12 protein-coding genes are annotated in these 15,833 nt (G+C 75.9%); 7 read left to right on the forward strand and 5 right to left on the reverse strand.

Annotation, left to right across the window (positions count from 1 at the left end; translation table 11 throughout):
* The 3 genes from ACFYWL_RS07460 to ACFYWL_RS07470 form a co-directional block, all read right to left on the reverse strand.
* Window positions 1–630 carry a DUF4255 domain-containing protein gene (locus ACFYWL_RS07460; protein WP_386968663.1) on the reverse strand — a complete coding sequence of 210 codons (630 nt, stop codon included), beginning with the start codon at window positions 628–630 and terminating at the stop codon, window positions 1–3.
* A 4-nt stretch (window positions 631–634) separates the two neighbouring features.
* On the reverse strand, window positions 635–4,339 hold the full coding sequence (locus tag ACFYWL_RS07465) for a VWA domain-containing protein (protein ID WP_386968666.1): 3,705 nt from the start codon (window positions 4,337–4,339) through the stop codon (window positions 635–637).
* A 116-nt stretch (window positions 4,340–4,455) separates the two neighbouring features.
* Window positions 4,456–5,079, reverse strand: coding sequence for a LuxR C-terminal-related transcriptional regulator (locus tag ACFYWL_RS07470; RefSeq protein WP_386968669.1), 624 nt, complete (start codon window positions 5,077–5,079; stop codon window positions 4,456–4,458).
* A gap of 159 nt (window positions 5,080–5,238) precedes the next feature.
* Here ACFYWL_RS07470 and ACFYWL_RS07475 point away from each other — a divergent pair, with 159 nt between their 5' ends.
* Window positions 5,239–6,555 (forward strand): hypothetical protein, encoded by a 1,317-nt coding sequence (locus tag ACFYWL_RS07475; RefSeq protein WP_386968671.1) that lies wholly within the window; start codon window positions 5,239–5,241, stop codon window positions 6,553–6,555.
* A gap of 13 nt (window positions 6,556–6,568) precedes the next feature.
* On the opposite strand, the gene ACFYWL_RS07480 is transcribed toward ACFYWL_RS07475, so the two are convergent.
* Window positions 6,569–7,591 (reverse strand): phosphotransferase family protein, encoded by a 1,023-nt coding sequence (locus ACFYWL_RS07480; RefSeq protein WP_386968674.1) that lies wholly within the window; start codon window positions 7,589–7,591, stop codon window positions 6,569–6,571.
* 138 nt (window positions 7,592–7,729) lie between these two features.
* Between ACFYWL_RS07480 and rfbB the strand changes: the two genes are divergently transcribed.
* The 4 genes from rfbB to ACFYWL_RS07500 all read left to right on the forward strand — a co-directional run bounded on the left by rfbB (window position 7,730) and on the right by ACFYWL_RS07500 (window position 13,837).
* Window positions 7,730–8,728, forward strand: a complete 999-nt coding sequence (gene rfbB / locus ACFYWL_RS07485; protein WP_386968677.1) for a dTDP-glucose 4,6-dehydratase — start codon at window positions 7,730–7,732, stop codon at window positions 8,726–8,728.
* A 107-nt stretch (window positions 8,729–8,835) separates the two neighbouring features.
* A complete protein-coding gene (locus ACFYWL_RS07490; RefSeq protein WP_386968680.1) occupies window positions 8,836–11,625 on the forward strand; it encodes a DEAD/DEAH box helicase in 2,790 nt (929 codons plus the stop codon).
* A gap of 11 nt (window positions 11,626–11,636) precedes the next feature.
* A complete protein-coding gene (locus tag ACFYWL_RS07495; protein ID WP_386968683.1) occupies window positions 11,637–12,968 on the forward strand; it encodes an SWIM zinc finger family protein in 1,332 nt (443 codons plus the stop codon).
* 62 nt (window positions 12,969–13,030) lie between these two features.
* Window positions 13,031–13,837, forward strand: coding sequence for a TetR/AcrR family transcriptional regulator (locus ACFYWL_RS07500; protein ID WP_386968685.1), 807 nt, complete (start codon window positions 13,031–13,033; stop codon window positions 13,835–13,837).
* A gap of 223 nt (window positions 13,838–14,060) precedes the next feature.
* Here ACFYWL_RS07500 and ACFYWL_RS07505 read toward each other — a convergent pair whose 3' ends face one another.
* Complete coding sequence (locus ACFYWL_RS07505; RefSeq protein WP_386968687.1) at window positions 14,061–14,318, reverse strand: hypothetical protein; 258 nt, start codon at window positions 14,316–14,318, stop codon at window positions 14,061–14,063.
* 508 nt (window positions 14,319–14,826) lie between these two features.
* Here ACFYWL_RS07505 and ACFYWL_RS07510 point away from each other — a divergent pair.
* Together ACFYWL_RS07510 and ACFYWL_RS07515 are read left to right on the forward strand one after the other, a co-directional pair.
* Window positions 14,827–15,612, forward strand: coding sequence for a Scr1 family TA system antitoxin-like transcriptional regulator (locus tag ACFYWL_RS07510; RefSeq protein ID WP_386968690.1), 786 nt, complete (start codon window positions 14,827–14,829; stop codon window positions 15,610–15,612).
* Complete coding sequence (locus ACFYWL_RS07515) at window positions 15,603–15,791, forward strand: DUF397 domain-containing protein (RefSeq protein WP_386968692.1); 189 nt, start codon at window positions 15,603–15,605, stop codon at window positions 15,789–15,791. The genes ACFYWL_RS07510 and ACFYWL_RS07515 overlap by 10 nt, the downstream gene beginning before the upstream one ends.
* The last annotated feature ends 42 nt before the right edge of the window (window positions 15,792–15,833 follow it).

A 15,833-nucleotide genomic window follows, 5' to 3' on the forward strand; every position in this document is an offset into this window, starting at 1 on the left:
TCAGCCCTCCGCCCGCGCCGGCCGGCGACGGACCCGGTCGGCGGTGGACGCGGCGCGGGTGCGGTCGCCGACCTCGACGGCCGCGCCCTCGCGGGCCGGCGGCCCGGCGGCCATGACCTCGCCGCCGTCGACCGGGGCGCTGACCACCACGTCGAGCGAGGGCTTCAGCTCGCCGCCGAGCGCCGTCCAGACGTCGGCGAACGCCCGGTCCTCCGGCGGGGGCAGCGCCACCGTCATCGGCACCGGCATGCCGAGCGCCGCCACCGAACCGGTCAGCACGTCGCGGGGCAGCGCGTCGAGGCGCAGGAGGCACAGCAGCAGCGACGACAGCAGCCGGTGCTCGTCCTCGGGGCGCTGCGTCCACGCGGTGACCAGGTAGGACAGCTTCACGTAGCGGGGCGGTGCAACGCGGCGGGCGACCTGGCCCTGCTCGTCGTACTCGTTGAGCAGCGCGCGGGACCGGCGGCGCAGGTCCTCGCGGATGTCGTAGAGGTAGACGTTGACGGTGGGCGCGTTGCGCCGGGCCGCCCACTCCTTCGTCGGCGCCTCCAGGACGATGTCCACGCCGGAGCCGGGCAGCGCCCGGTCGCGGACGAGCCGGCGCAGCGCGTCGTCGATCTCGTGGATCACCCGGTCACCCCCGACCGCGCAACGGCGGGTCGAGGCCGCGCGGCACGACGAGGAACGATTCGGTGGCGCGTACCGGACCGAAGGCGCGGCCCGACGCGCGGCCGGCGGTCAGGTCGCGCGGGCCCAGCTCGTCCTTGCGCAGCACCAGCACCTGGGTGCGGAAGCTGCCGTCCGCGTCGACGTCCACCGTGTCGGGTGTGGTGGTGATGCCCGGCTGCCAGCGCAGCCGCACCGTGGCCCCGGGCGGGAAGCCGGTGCCGACGGCGGCGGTGACGAACCCGGGCGGCCCGATCGCCGGGTCCACCCGCAGCCGTGGCGCGATCACCTGCACGGACGCCTGCGCGGTGCGCGTCGCCGACACCTCCCGCACGGTCGCGGTGAGCCGGCCGGTGACCGTCGCGGTGAGCGCCGCCCGCGCCGGCAGGACGACCGTGACCACCTGCTGCCCGCCGGGGCCGAGGTCGCCGAGCACGCAGAGCCGGCGGCCGGTGCCGCAGCGCACGTCGGCGCTGGTGGGCGGCAGCAGCGCGGTGGGCGGGGTGACCTCCAGCCAGACGTTGGCGGCGGGGAGGCGGCCGGCGTTGCGCACGGTGAAGGTGACCGGGATCGGGTCGCCGCCCAGGTAGGCCGGCTGGTTGCCGACCGACACGGTGAGGCCGAGGTCGGGCGCCGGCAGCCGCTGGAACGTCGGCTCCGACCCGACCTGCCGGATCACCGTGGCCGCCGGGCCGCCGGTGGCGGGCACGACGACGATGTCCGGGGGCGCCTCGGTGTCCTGGAGGGTCACCGCGATCCGCCGGCCGTCGGGGGACCACGCCGGGTCGGCCGCCGACCGGCCGTCGCGGTCGCCGGGGGCGAGGGGGTGCCGGGCGGCGGAGCCGTCGGGCGCGACCAGGCACAGGTCGGCGGGCCCGCCGCTGTCGGCGAACGCGATCGTGGACCCGTCCGGCGACCAGGCCGGCGCGTGGTCGTCGACCCGGGCCGGGCAGCCGGGGCCGACCCGGGCGCTCAGGTCGGCCTGGTCGGTGACGGTGCGGGTGCCGCCGCCGCCGTCGGCGAGCCGGGCCAGCCAGATCCGGGCGCCGGACAGCTTCGGGTCGGTCACCAGGATCAGGGCGGTGTCGGTGCCGGTGCGGCCGGCGGAGTCGGTGGCCTGGCAGGTCACCACGGTCTGCCCGATGCCGAACAGCGAACCGGACGGCGGCGTGCAGGTCACGGGCAGCGGGCGCTGTGCCGCGTCCACGGCGGTGGCCCGGTAGGTGACCACCGCGCCGCTCGGCCCGGCCGGTGGCACCTCGACGTCGTCGACCCGGACCAGCGGCAGGCCGGGCTGGGCGACCCGGACGATCAGCTCCTGTACGCCGCCCGAGCCGGCCACCGGCGGGTCGAGGTCGAAGCGCAGCGTGCAGCGCAGCACGGAGCCGGGGACCGCGCCGGGGGCGACGGAGACGGCCTCGGTGAACGTGGCCGGCGTGCCGGCGTCCACCTGCGCCGGGTCCGGGGTGAAGGTGACCGAGAGCCCGTCGTCGCAGTACGCGCTCGGGATGACGGTGACCTTCAGCTTGCCGATGGCGTCGATGATCGCGTCGATCATCTGCCCCGGGTCGCTGTTGGCCGTGAGCAGCCCCCCGGTGGCCCCCGCGATCCGGCCGGCCGCCCCGTCGTAGTTCAGCCCGCGTTCGAAGTCCGCGCCCACGATCGGCACGCCGATCAGCGCGACCCCGGCCGCCTGGAGGGCGCGGGTGAGGTCGCCCTCGTCGATCGTGCCCCCCTCCGGCGGCGGGACGGTCTTGTCCACGCTGTCGGTGTCGCTGATCAGCACGACGATGCGGCTGCTGTCGGGCCGGAACCCGATTCGGTCGTTGCGGGCGAGCTGCCGCAGCGCGTAGAACCAGTTCTCCTCGCCGTACTGGCTGTCGGCCGCGAGGCCGGCCACCGCCCGCGCGATGTCGGCGTCGACGTCGGTCAGCGCGAGCCGCGGGTCGTAGAGGCCCGGGTCGTAGGCGCCGTCGTCGGTGCCGCCGAACGTGGCCAGGCCGAACCGGGCGTCGGGCTGCTGCGCGCGGACACTGTCGACGACCTCGGGGATGCGCAGCTTCAGCTGCTCGATCACGCTGGCGCCGCCCTCGCCCGGCTCCTTCATGGAGGCGGTGTTGTCGACGAGGAAGACGATGTCCGGGCGGGGCGGGATCGGCGGGGTGGGCACCGTCTGCGTCACCTCGAACGACGTGCCGGGCCACGCCGGCCGGTCCGTCCTCGGCTCGCCCAGGTCGCTCTTTCGGGGCGTGGCCGTCCGGGAGAACGCCAGCCGCGTGCCGTCCGGCGACCAGGTCGGCTCGGCGTCGCCGCCGTCGAGGTTGGGCGGGACGGGGACCTCGGCGAGCAGGCGCGCGTCGGCGACCGAGACCGCCAGCACCCGGGACGGCCCGCCGTCCGCCGGCCAGCGGGTGAACGCGATGGCGTCCCCGGCGGGCGACCAGCTCGGGTCGGTGTCGCGGTCCTGGAAGGTGGTGCCGGGCGGGGCGAGCGTGCGCGGGTTCGCGCCGGAGGAGTCGGCGACGACGATGCGGACCCCGCCGGTGACGGGCTGGTCGGCGCTGTAGGCGAGCCGGGTGCCGTCGGGGCTGAACGCCGGGCCGGTCTCGGGACCCTGCCGGGCGGTGTGGTTGCGGCGGTCCCCGCCGGTCGCGTCGGCGCTGGACACGTCGCTCGCCCCGGCCAGCTCGGTGGCCGTCCAGATCAGGTCGCCGCCGCGCCAGGCCGGCTGGTGTTCGGGCAGCGGGCCGGCGGCCACCGGGGTGACCGCGTCGCCCCGGGCGACGTACACGTCGCCGGCCGGGTCGTCCCGGGTGGAGGTGAACGCGATCCGCGCGCCGTCGGCGGACCAGGCCGGCTCGGCGGCGTCCCGGGGCCCCGGCACCGCCCGGGTGACCGGGCCGCCGCCGGGGGCCACGGTGGCCACCGTACGGAACGTCGGGTCGGACCTCGGCGCGAACCGGGTGGTGGTGAACGCCAGCCGCCGCCCGTCGGGGGACCAGGCGGGTTGCCCCTCGGCGGCGGGGCCGTCGGTCACCCGCACCGGGTCGCCACCGGCGACGGGCACCACCCAGACGTCCCCGGCGGGGTCGGCGCGGGTGCTGCCGTACGCGATCCGGGTGCCGTCGGGCGACCAGGTCGGCCAGCTGTCCTCGGCCGGGTGGTCGGTGAGCCTGCGCAGCCCGGTGCCGTCGACGTCGACGAGCCAGATGTCGGCGTTGCCGGCCCGGTCGCTGGTGAACGCGACCCGCCGCCCGTCGGGCGACAGGGCCGGGTGGGCGACCGTGCCGGGGGCGCCGACCAGCCGCAGCGGCGGCGCGTCCGGGCGGCGCAGGTAGAGCCCGCCGGCGAGGTCCGCGCCGTCGGCGGGTGCCTGGTGGCCCACCCAGACCAGCCGGCCGGCGCGCGCGTCGGCGTCCTGGTCGGCGTCGCCGCGCTCGCCGACGCCGGACAGCAGCGCGCCGGGCTCGGCCGTGCCGCCCGCGCTCACCACCAGCGTCGGGCGCTCCACGCTGCGGTAGCCCAGCCGGTAGTCGACCTCGGCGGCCGGTGGGGCCGGTGCCGGCGCGGGGGGTGGCGCGGGCGGCCCGGGGGGTGGCTCGGGCGCGGTGAGCGCCGGCCCGGTCACCAACCCGAGCACCATGACTGTCCAGCGGCGGCTGCCCCAGCGCACGACACCTCCCCGTGGTCACGTCCGCTTCCACGGTGGCGACCGCCGGCGGGCCGGGTCCCGCCGGTCGGTGCCGGCCTGCGGGCAGCGCGGCCTGCCCGTTGGGGCAGGCGGCGCGCTCAGATCAGCCCGTTGCGCAGGGCGTACGCGACGGCGTGGCAGCGGTTGCGCAGGTGCAGCCGGTTCGTCACGTCGTGCAGGATGTTCTTGATGGTGCGCTGGGAGTAGGAGAGCTTCGCGGCGATCTCGGCGGTGTCGAAGCCGTCGGCGACGAGCCGCAGCACCTCGACCTCCCGGTCGGCGAGGCCGGAGAAGGTCAGCCCACGTGGCCCGAGGACCTCCCGTTGCAGCGTGCCGACCTGTTGCAGGAGCCGGCCGAGCAGGTCCGGCGGGACGGTGCCCTCGCCGGCGGCGGCGGCGCGGATGACGGTGACGAGGCGGTCGGCGCTGGCCTCGCTGCGGCGGACGATGCCGGCGACGCCGTGTTCGACGGCGGCGACGAGCCCGGCGTCGTCGACCTGGGTGACGACGAGGACGAGGGCGGACGCGCCCCGGGTGCGCAGGGCGCGCAGGGTCCGCAGGACGGGCTCGTCGATGCCGTCGGCGATGATCACGCTGACCTCGGCGCGGTCGGCCTCGGCGGCGTCGAGCAGCAGCACCTCCGGGCGGGGCCGGAGCTGGCTGACCACGCCGGCGCGGGAGATGACGTCGGTGGAGGACAGGTGGACAGGTACGCGTCGCATGAGCACCCCCGAGTGCGAGCGGCGAACGGTCGATGACGCCGAGTATCGCCGGGGGCGCCAATCGTGCAGTCAACGTGGGCTCAACGGCCCTCCCGCGTTGCCCCAAGGTCTTCCTCCACGGCCGGCTCCACCAGCGCCGCCGCCCCTAGAGTCGCCGTCATGACCACGGACGCGAACCTGGACACCGGCCTCGTCGAGGTCAGCCCGGGCGGCGAGGCGGCCTGCCGGCTGGAGGTCCGCAACGCGGGCCCGATCGTCGAGTCGTACGCCATCGAGGTGATCGGCGACGCGGCCGGCTGGGCCCACGCGGAGCCGGCCACCGTCTCGGTCTATCCCGGCTCGGCCGAGCTCGTCACGGTGCGGTTCCAGCCGCCGCGCGCGCCGCAGGTGGCCGCCGGCGAGCGGCCCTTCGCGGTGCGGGTCACCCCGATCGAGAACCCGGGTGGCCAGGTCGCGCCCGAGGGCGTCGTGCGGGTGCTGCCGTTCGCCGAGCTCGCCCCCGAGCTGCTGCCGCGCACCTCCCGGGGCCGCTTCGGCGGCCGGCACGAGCTGTCCATCGCCAACCTGGGCAACGCCCCGATCGGGCTGGCGCTGGCCGGCGGCGACCCGGACAACCGGCTCCGCGTCGCCGTCCGCCCGCCGAACCTCGGCGTCGCCCCCGGCGAGGCGGCCTTCGTGCGGGTCCGCGTCCGCGCCCGCCGCCTGCGCTGGCAGGGCCACCCGGCGACGCTGCCGTTCCAGCTCGTCGTGTCCTCCGAGGAGACCCCGCCGGCCACCCTCGACGGGGCCACCGTGCAGGAGCCGCTGCTGCCGCAGGGGCTGGGCCGGGTGGTGGCGGCGCTGGTGGTGCTGGCGCTGCTCGGCGTCGGCCTGTGGTATGCGCTGCTGCGCCCCAGCGTGCGGTCGCTGGCCGAGGAGGTCGCCCAGGAACAGGTGGCCCCGGTGGCGCAGCAGGCGAGCGTGGCCGACTCGAAGGCGCAGGAGGCCATCAACCGGACCAGCCCGAGCGCGCCGCCGTCCGGGCCGACGCCGGGCAACCCCCCGGTGCCGCCCTCGCCGACGCCGACCCCGCCACCGGCCGCGCCCGCGCTGCCGGCCGGCGCGCAGTCCACCAACGAACGGCTGGCGGTGACCGCCGGCACCGGCGTCACCCGCACCGACCAGTACACGGTGCCGTCCGGCAGGGTCTTCGTGCTGACCGACATCTTCCTGCAGAACCCGCAGGGCGACGAGGGGCGGCTGGAGCTGGTGGTGGACGGGGCCACGGTGCTGACGGTGGCGCTCAACAACTTCCGCGACCTCGACTACCACATGGTCTCCCCGATCGAGGTCCGCGCCGGCCGGGTGATCAGCCTGCGGGCCAACTGCCGCAAGGCGGGCACCACCCTCGACGGCGCGGGGGGCGGCGGCGGCAACTGCCGGGACTACGCCCTGCTCAACGGCTACACCCGCCGCGGCAGCACCCCGGCGGCCTAGCCGACGCCCCGGCTCAGGGGCGGGGCAGGCCCCGGCCGAGGTCGGCCAGTTCCCGGTCGAGCAGCTCGGCGAGGAACGCGGACCGGTCCGGGGCGTTGTCCGGGGTCATCCCCCGGCTGGGCATCTCCACGATCATCAGCAGGTACAGGTGCAGCCGGTAGAGGCCGAGGCGCACCCGGGCCGCCGGGTCGAACGCGGCCGGCTGCCCGCCGGCTGCCCGCCAGCCGCGCACGAAGGGGTGCTCCGGCTCGTCCTCGGCCCGCCGGAACAGCAGCGGCGAGACCAGGTCCAGCAGCGGGTCGCCCCACAGGTAGCGCTCGCCGTCGACCAGCCCGCACATCCGGTACGCGCCGGTCGCGTCCGGCGCGGCGAGCACGTTGCCGTCCCAGCCGTCGAAGTGCAGCAGGACGGGGCGGCGCACCTCGTCCAGTGCCCCCGCGTGGTGGCGCACCAGCTCCCGGATCAGCCGTGGCCCGCCGGGCGGGGCGACGTCCCAGTCCGCCGCGTCGGCGAGCAGGTCGTCGATGATCGCGGCGAAGGCGCGCGACCACGTCGGCCCGCCGGCCCGGCCGCCGTCGTAGCCGTACCGGTCGCCGGTGATGCGGTGCAGCGCGACGGTGGCGGCGCCGAAGTCGGCGCGGGCCGGGTCGGCGTCGGCGTCGCCCGTCAGCTCGGCGAGGGGGCGTCCGGGCAGTCGGTCGGTGAGCAGCCACTCGCCGCGTTCCGGGTCCCGGCCGTGGTGCAGCACCCGGGGCACGGGGACCTGCGGCGCGTGCGCGGCCACCAGCCGGAAGTAGCGCGCCTCCGCCGCCGCCAGGCCGCGCTCGTAGCGCAGCAGGCGGGCCCCGGGCGGTGGCGCCACCTTCAGCACGGCCGCGCCGCCGTCGTCCAGCGTCAGCCACCACACGGTCGCGAAGCCGCCCCCGCCGAGCGGCCCGCAGTCGGCCACGCCGCGGGCGGGGGAGAGGGAGGCCCGGACGTACCAGGCCACGTCGTCCCGGGTGAGGGACCGCTGGGTGGGGCTCGGCCCGCTCATCTCGCACCTGCGCGCCGTGCCGGGTGGACAGTTCTCCGCATGGCAGCGAGCCTAGGCAGGCCCGGCCGGTCCGGGCACCCCGGCGGGCAGGTAGCCGGGTTCGACCTGGTTTCGAGCCCCGTCGGCTAGCGTCGCGGCATGGAGCACATGCTGGTCACCGGGGGTGCGGGGTTCATCGGCGTCAACTTCGTGCGCCGGGTGCTGGCCACCCGGCCGGGCCTGCGGCTGACCGTCCTCGACGCGCTCACCTACGCCGGCAGCCGGGACAGCCTCGCCGAGGTCGCCGACCGGATCACCTTCGTCCGTGGCGACGTCTGCGACGGCGACCTGGTCGACGCCCTCGTCTCGGACTGCGACACGGTGGTCCACTTCGCCGCCGAGTCCCACGTGGACAACTCGTTGCAGGACCCGACGCCGTTCCTGCGTACCAACGTCGAGGGCACGTTCGTGCTGCTGGAGGCGGTCCGCCGGCACGGCCGGCGGCTGCACCACGTCTCCACCGACGAGGTGTTCGGCAGCCTGCCGCTGCACGGCGGCGCGGCGTTCACCGAGCAGAGCCGGTACGACCCGTCCAGCCCGTACTCGGCGACGAAGGCGGCCTCGGACCTGCTGGTCCGGGCCTGGGTCCGGTCGTACGGGGTGCGGGCGACGACGTCCAACTGCGCGAACAACTACGGGCCGTACCAGAACGTGGAGAAGTTCCTGCCCCGGCAGATCACCAACGTGCTGCGCGGGCAGCGGCCCAAGCTCTACGGCACCGGCGCGAACGTGCGGGAGTGGACCCACGTCGACGACCACAACGACGCCGTGCTGCTGATCATCGAGGCGGGCGTCTGCGGGGAGACGTACCTGATCGGCTCCGGGGCCGAGTGGAGCAACCGGGCCCTGCTGGAGTTGACCCTGACGCTGCTCGGTCGGCCCGCCGACGACTTCGACCACGTGCCGGACCGCCCCGCCCACGACCTGCGGTACGCCTGCGACAGCTCCAAGATCCGCCGGGAGCTGGGCTGGCGTCCCCGCCACCCGGACCTGGCCGACGGGCTGGTCGCCACCATCGACTGGTACCGCCGCAACGAGTGGTGGTGGGGGCCGCAGAAGGCCGCCACGGAGGCCCGCTACGCCGCGATCGGCCGGTAGCCACGGGCGCGCTCCGCCCTGTCGTGCGCGCTACGGTACGACGTACGCTAGGGTTGTCCTTCCCCCGGCGGGCGGTCGCCGCCCGCCCGATCACCGCAGGAGGCACGGTGCGACTCGGGCGGTTCGCGGTCGTCTTCGAGCCGGGCGACCCGCCCCGGACCGGCACGGTCAGCTTCTACGACCCCGCCGGGCACGCGCTGCCCGCGGAGTTCGACGCGCTGGGGGAGTGCGGCGAGCTGGACCTCGCCCTCCCGCTCGACGGCGCCGTGGCGGCGTGGACGGTGCCCGCCTGCGCCGTGCCCGTCGGCGACGCGGTCCGGCAGCTCGTCGCGCTGCGCGACGCCGACGACCTCACCCCCGCCGCCGCGTTCTGGTCGGCGGTGGCGGTCACCGGCCTGCACCTCGCCGCCCGGGGGCGGATCCTGCCCGGCGTCTCCCCGCAGGGCTGGGACGCCTGGCGGGTCGGCCCCTTCGACGTCACCGACGTGGAGCGCATCCGCGCCCTCGCGGCGGCGATGCCGCCCGAGGCCCGGGCGATACCGGTCGACGCCGCCGCCGAACACCTCGCGCTGCCCGAGCCGGAGGGGCTGGTCCGCGCCTTCCTCGACGCGGTGGCCGACACCCTGCCGCGCATCCCCGCCGCGACGTGGCTGACCGGCGACCCCCGGTTCACCGGCCTGGAGCCGGAGCCGGTCGACGACCTGCGCGACTGGGCGCGGGAGGTCTCCGCCGGCGTCGACACCGGCCTGCGGGTGGCGCTGCGGCTGGAGGGCCGGGGCGACTTCGACACCACGCCGCTCGCCGCGGTGGTGCGGCTGCGCAGCCTCGCCGACCCGACGCTGGCCGCCGACGCGGCGGCCCTGTGGGAGGGCGACGAGCACGGCCTCGGCGAGCAGGCCACCTTCGAGGCGATGCGCGCCGTGCGCCGCGCCGCCGCCGTGTGGCCGCCGCTGGAGCGCCTGCTCGACTCCGCCGCGCCGGTCGAGCTGGAGCTGCTCGACGAGGACCTGACCGACCTGCTCGGCGGCGCGGAGGCGCGGCTCGCCGCCGCCGGCATCGACATCGGGTGGCCACCCGAGCTGTCCCGCGAGCTGAACGCCCGGGTGCTGGTCAGCTCCCCGCCGGAGCAGCCCGCCGACGTGGCGGAGTTCTTCCGCTCCGCCGCGCCGATGCCGCTGAGCTGGCAGCTCACCCTGGCCGGCGACGCGCTGACCGACGGCGAGATGGACCTGGTGGCGAAGTCCCGGCCGATCGTGCGCCTGCGGCACCGGTGGGTGGCGGTCGAGCCGGAGCTGGCCCGCAAGGCCCGCGAGCGGCAGCTCGGGCCGCGCAGGGCGTACGACGCCCTGGCCGCGACGCTGATCGGCAGCACCGAGGTCGAGGGCGAGCGGGTCGAGGTGGTCGCCGACGGCTGGCTGGGCGCGCTGCGCGAGCGGGTCGCCGAGCCCGACGCCGGCCCCGAACCGCTGGAGCCGCCGGCCGCGCTCGACGGCACGCTGCGCGAATACCAGCTACGCGGCCTGCGCTGGCTGGAGCGGATGACCTCGCTCGGCTTCGGCGGCTGCCTCGCCGACGACATGGGCCTGGGCAAGACCGTCACCGTCATCGCGCTGCACCTGCGCCGCCAGGCGGATCCGGCGACCGCCGGGGCCACCCTGGTCGTCTGCCCCGCGTCGGTGCTCGGCAACTGGGAGCGGGAGATCCGGCGGTTCGCCCCGGGCATTGCTGTCCGCCGGTTCCACGGTGCCGCCCGGTCCCTCGACGGGCTGACCGACGGCTTCGTGCTGACCAGCTACGGCACCATGCGCGTCGACGCCGGCAGCCTCGCCGGGCACGGGTGGGGCATGGTGGTCGCCGACGAGGCGCAGTACGTCAAGAACCGGCTCAGCGGCACCGCGAAGGCGCTGCGGGCGCTCCCCGCCCGGGCCCGGGTCGCGCTCACCGGCACACCTGTGGAGAACAACCTCTCCGAGCTGTGGGCGATCCTCGACTGGACCACCCCCGGCCTGCTCGACAAGGTCGGGACGTTCCGGGCCACCTGGGCCCGGCCGATCGAGGTGGACCGCGACGGCGTCGCCGTGGAGCGGCTGTCCCGGCTGGTCCGTCCCTTCCTCATGCGGCGGCGCAAGTCCGACCCCGGCATCGCCCCCGAACTGCCGCCGAAGACCGTCACCGACCACCTCGTGCCGCTCACCGCCGAGCAGGCGACCCTCTACCAGCGGGTGGTCGCCGACGTGCTGGCCGAGATCCGCGCCAGCGCCACCGCCATCGCCCGGCGTGGCCTGGTGCTCAAGCTGCTCGTCGGCCTCAAGCAGGTCTGCAACCATCCGGCGCACTACCTGAAGGAGACGCACGGCCCGCTGTCCGGCCGGTCGGAGAAGCTGCAGCTCCTCGACGACCTGCTGGAGACCATCCTCGCGGCGGGCGGCAGTGCGCTGGTCTTCACCCAGTACGTCCAGATGGCCCGGCTGCTCCAGCGGCACCTGGCCGAGCGGGGCGTGCCGGCGCAACTGCTGCACGGCGGCACGCCCGTGCCGCAGCGCGAGGAGCTGGTGCGCCGGTTCCAGGCCGGCGAGGTGCCGGTGTTCCTGCTCTCGCTCAAGGCGGCCGGCACCGGCCTCAACCTGACCCGGGCCGACCACGTCGTCCACTACGACCGGTGGTGGAACCCGGCCGTGGAGGAACAGGCCACCGACCGCGCGTACCGGATCGGGCAGACCAGGCCCGTGCAGGTGCACCGGCTGATCGCCCAGGGCACCCTGGAGGACCGGATCGCCGCCCTGCTGGAGGCCAAGCGGGAGCTGGCCGACGCGGTGCTCACCGGCGGCGAGACCGCCCTGACCGAACTCTCCGACGCCGAGCTGCTCCGGCTCGTGCAACTGCGCCACGAGGGATGAGGAGCCACGACGTGGACTTCGACATCGAGTACGACGACGAGCTGGAGCCCGACGACGACACGGAGCTGTCCGCCGACGAGCGGCGGGCGCGCAGCTTCCCGAGGTTCGGCCCCGGCAGGCGGATCGGCAGGAAGTTCGCCGACACCTGGTGGGGAAACGCCTGGATCGAGTCGATGGAGCGCACCGCCCTCGACCCCGAGCAGCTCAGGAAGGGCCGCCGGTATGCCTTCGCCGGGCAGGTCGGGTCGATCACCGTCAGCCCCGGCCGGATCTCGGCCGGCGTGCACGACGGCGACCAGTACACCCCGCACGACACCATCGTGCGCGTCGGCGCCCTCACGGGGGCCGAGTGGGACCGGCTGCTCGACCGGGTCGCCGCGAAGGCCGGGCACATCGCCGCCCTGCTCGACCGGGACATGCCGCACGAGCTGGTACAGACCGCCGACGACGCCGGGGTGCGCCTGCTGCCCGGCTACGGCGACCTCGAACCCGAGTGCGACTGCCCGTCCTGGGACCACCCGTGCCGGCACGCCGCCGCGCTGGCGTACCAGGCGGCGTGGCTGCTCGACCGGGACCCGTTCGTGCTGCTGCTGATGCGCGGGCGGGGCGAGGCGGAGCTGATGCAGGAGCTGCGGCGGCGCAACGCCCGGCGGTCCGTCGCCGCCGACGCCGCCGCCGACGCGGCCGGCACGCCGGCCGAGCAGGCGTACGCCGCGCCGCCCGTCGCCCTGCCCGCGCCGCCGGGGCCGGTGACCGGCGAGCCCTTCGCCCTCGCCCCGCTGCTTGCCGGGCACGAGGCGGCCGGCATCGACGCCGAGGCGCTGGGGGTGCTCGCCGCCGACGCGGCGCACCGGGCCCGGCACCTGCTCGCGGGCGTAGGGGCAGCGGCGCCGCCGCCTCCGGGCGCGACCGGGGCGGGGCCGCTCGTCGCCGAGCCCGACGCCTGGTGCGACGCGGTGCGGCTGGCCGCCCGGATGCCCCGCTCCCCGGCGGCGAGGCGGCTGGGCGAGGCCAGCGGCCGGGCCGCCGACCTGCCCCGCGCCGTCCGGGCCTGGGAGTACGCGGGCGCGGCCGGCGTGGACGTCGTCGACGCGGTGTTCAGCCCGCCGAGGGAACTCGTAACGCGCGCCACCGACGCGCTGCGCGAGGCGGGCGGGGGCGACGGGGCCGCGCCCGAGGTGCGGAACTGGCGCAACCGGTGGACGGTCGGCCGCGACGCGCAGGTGCGCTACGGCCGCGACGGCCGCTGGTATCCGTTCCGCAGGCGCGCGGGGCAGTGGTGGCCGGCGGGGCCGCCCAGCCCCGACCCGGCGGACGCGCTGCTCGACCTGCCCCAGGGCTGACGCGGCCGGGCCGCCGCTCGCCCCGTACGAGGTACGGTATGCGCCGTTAGGATGGCGGCACTATGTCGAACGCGCGCAAGGGCAAGGTCGACCCCGCCCGCAGCCTGGCCCTCCTCTGGCGCACGCGCGAGCCGGCCAGCCGCAGCGCCGGGCCCGGGCTCAGCGTCGACCGGATCGTCCGGGCGGCGATCGAGATCGCCGACGCCGAGGGGATCGACGCGCTCACCATGCGCCGGGTCAGCGAGGCGGTGGGCGCCGGAACCATGTCGGTCTACACCTACGTGCCCGGCAAGGCCGAGCTGCTCGACGTCATGGTCGACACGCTCTACGGCGAGATGAGCCGCCCGGCCGACGTGCCCGGGGGCTGGCGGGCCCGGCTGGAGCAGATCGCCCGGGAAAACCTGCGCCTCTACCGCGCCCACCCGTGGCTGCTGCGCGCCGAGACGACCCGGCCGGTCCTCGGCCCGAACCTGCTGGCCAAGTACGACTACGAGCTGCGCGCGGTGGCCGACGTCGGGCTCGACGACGTCGAGATGGACGCGGTGCTCACCCTGGTCCTCGGCCACGTCCGGAGCGCGGCTCGGGCCGAGCTGGACGTGGTGAACCTGGAGCGCGAGACCGGCATGACGGACGGCCAGTGGTGGCAGTCGCACGCGCCCTGGCTGGAGCGGTTCATGAGGTCGGGCAGCTATCCGACGGCCGCCCGGGTCGGCAGCGCGGCCGGCGCGGCGCACGGCGCGGCGTACGGGCCGGAGCACGCGTTCGAGTTCGGGCTGCAACGGGTGCTCGACGGCATCTCGGTGGTGGTCGCCGAGCGCGCGGCCGGGGCCGGGCCGCTCGGGCCCGGCGGCGACAGCCCGCGATCCTGACGGCACGGCACCCGTGAGGCGGGCGGCGAAGGTGCCGGGTCTGGCCCCTCTCGCCTCGGGTGGGCGGGCGATCAGGTGGTGCGGACGGGGGTCCGTCTCACCGGCCGGCGCGGCGCGGCCGGGGGTCGCTGGCCGCCCGCGTGACGTGCAGCGTGTCGCCGACCGCGATCCTCGGGAGCGCGTCAGGCATCGAGCAGGGCCTCCGGGGGGCGCTTGTGCATGGTCACAGCTCCCGCACCCCCGGTTCCAGCCGGGCCGGCGGGTTGTCGCGGACGGCCTGGACTCGCACCAGGACACACCGCTCCCGCATGGGCCTGCCGTCGGGGGCCAGCTCCAAGCCGTGCAGCGTCACCCAGGTGGAGGTCAGGAAGTTCGCGTACCGGGGGACGTGGGTGACCTTCAGGCGCAGGGTGCCGTCTCCGACCGCCCAGTCTCGGTGCTGGAGGGTGAGCACGTCGCCCACCCGCAGGAGGGGGTTCATCGCCACCCCCCGCGAACGGCCTGGCCAGCAGTGACCAGCTCGCCCGCGCCCACCCACAGGATCTGCGTCGCCGCGTCACCGATCCTGGGCTGGCCGGGCGGCGACACGATGGGCCCGATGGGGCCGGGGAGGCACGGCGGCACCGGCTGCGGCGGGCCCGCCGGCATCGGCTTGGGCTTCGGCCCGGGGGGCCGCGCCAGGAACAGCCTGCGCTCCGCGCAGCCTCTGCACGCGCAGTGCCGCCCCCGGCACGACCGGTGCCTTCCGTTACGGTGCCGCATGTCTCCCCTCCCGTCGTGGGTCGGGGTCGCCAGCTCCTGAAAGGACCGGGGCGATCCCCCCTTGACGCAGGACCGCCCCAGCCCCACCTTTTCGACCAGGGGCGGCCCTGCGCTACCGACAGTGTCGTGAGGACTCCACTACTGTCGGAAGGCGTACACGCTGCACTGACGATGCGTGCAGCCTCGGAGCCCTCACGTACGGAGCTGTGCAGATGAACCGAATTCCGATGCTGGATCTGTTCGCGGGCGAACTGCGCCGGCTGCGCACCAGGGCCGGACTCTCCCAAGAGGCCCTGGGCGAGCAGATCAGCTACTCGGCATCGCTCGTCGCCGCCGTCGAGCAGTGCCGGCGACCGCCCCGGGAGGAATTCGCCGAACGCTGCGACTCGGTCCTGGAAGGCGACGGCTTGCTGGTCCGCATACGCGACACCCTGGTCCGCGAGAGCCTGATGCCGTGGTTCCGGGAATGGGTCACGATCGAGCAGGAGGCGACCGCGCTATGCAGCTTCGAGCCGTTGGTCCTGCCCGGCCTGCTCCAGACCGAGGCGTACGCGCGAGCGCTGCACGAGGGCGCGAGCCACCTCGAAGGCGACGAGATGGAGCAGCAGGTCGCGGCCCGGATCGCCCGCCAGGACGTCCTCCGCCGCAACCCCGCCCCGCTGCTGGTTTCGGTGCTGGACTACACCGCCCTGGAGCGCCCGATCGGCGGGCCGAAGGTGATGCACGAGCAACTGACCCACCTGCTGGAGATCGCCCGCCGGCCATCTGTCCACTTGCACCTGATCCCGCGCGGCACCGGGGCCTACCACGGGCTGAATGGGGCCTTCGTTATCGCCACCCCGCCCGAGGGCAGCGACATCGGATACCTGGATAACCAGTTGCAGGGCACGATCGTAGAGCGGACGGTGGACGTACACTCCCTGCGACAGACCTGGGAGTCTGTGAGGGCGGAGGCGATGCCCCACGGGGCAACCGTCAAGATGATCTCGGAGGCAGCAGAGGCATGGACCTGACCGGCGCGATCTGGCACAAGAGCACTCGCAGCAGCGGCAACTCGGGGAACTGCGTTGAGGTGGCCGACAACCTGCCGGGCGTCGTCGGCGTCCGCGACAGCACGGACCGGCAGGGGCCGGCGCTGACCTTCGAGCCGGCCGCCTGGCGGGCGTTCCTCGGCCTCGCCAAGCAGAGCTGACCCCCGACACGGAAGGAGCCCCCCGGCGTCGCGCCGGGGGGC

Origin of the sequence: Micromonospora sp. NPDC002575, assembly GCF_042889525.1 — a bacterium.
Taxonomy (GTDB): domain Bacteria; phylum Actinomycetota; class Actinomycetes; order Mycobacteriales; family Micromonosporaceae; genus Micromonospora; species Micromonospora carbonacea.

Excerpts from the sequence above, each read along its gene's own strand:
- ACFYWL_RS07470 (WP_386968669.1), bottom strand. The coding sequence starts at position 5,079 with ATGCGACGCGTACCTGTCCACCTGTCCTCCACCGACGTCATCTCCCGC.
- ACFYWL_RS07475 (WP_386968671.1), top strand. The coding sequence starts at position 5,239 with ATGACCACGGACGCGAACCTGGACACCGGCCTCGTCGAGGTCAGCCCG.
- ACFYWL_RS07480 (WP_386968674.1), bottom strand. The coding sequence starts at position 7,591 with ATGAGCGGGCCGAGCCCCACCCAGCGGTCCCTCACCCGGGACGACGTG.
- rfbB (WP_386968677.1), top strand. The coding sequence starts at position 7,730 with ATGGAGCACATGCTGGTCACCGGGGGTGCGGGGTTCATCGGCGTCAAC.
- ACFYWL_RS07500 (WP_386968685.1), top strand. The coding sequence starts at position 13,031 with ATGTCGAACGCGCGCAAGGGCAAGGTCGACCCCGCCCGCAGCCTGGCC.
- ACFYWL_RS07505 (WP_386968687.1), bottom strand. The coding sequence starts at position 14,318 with ATGAACCCCCTCCTGCGGGTGGGCGACGTGCTCACCCTCCAGCACCGA.
- ACFYWL_RS07510 (WP_386968690.1), top strand. The coding sequence starts at position 14,827 with ATGCTGGATCTGTTCGCGGGCGAACTGCGCCGGCTGCGCACCAGGGCC.
- ACFYWL_RS07515 (WP_386968692.1), top strand. The coding sequence starts at position 15,603 with ATGGACCTGACCGGCGCGATCTGGCACAAGAGCACTCGCAGCAGCGGC.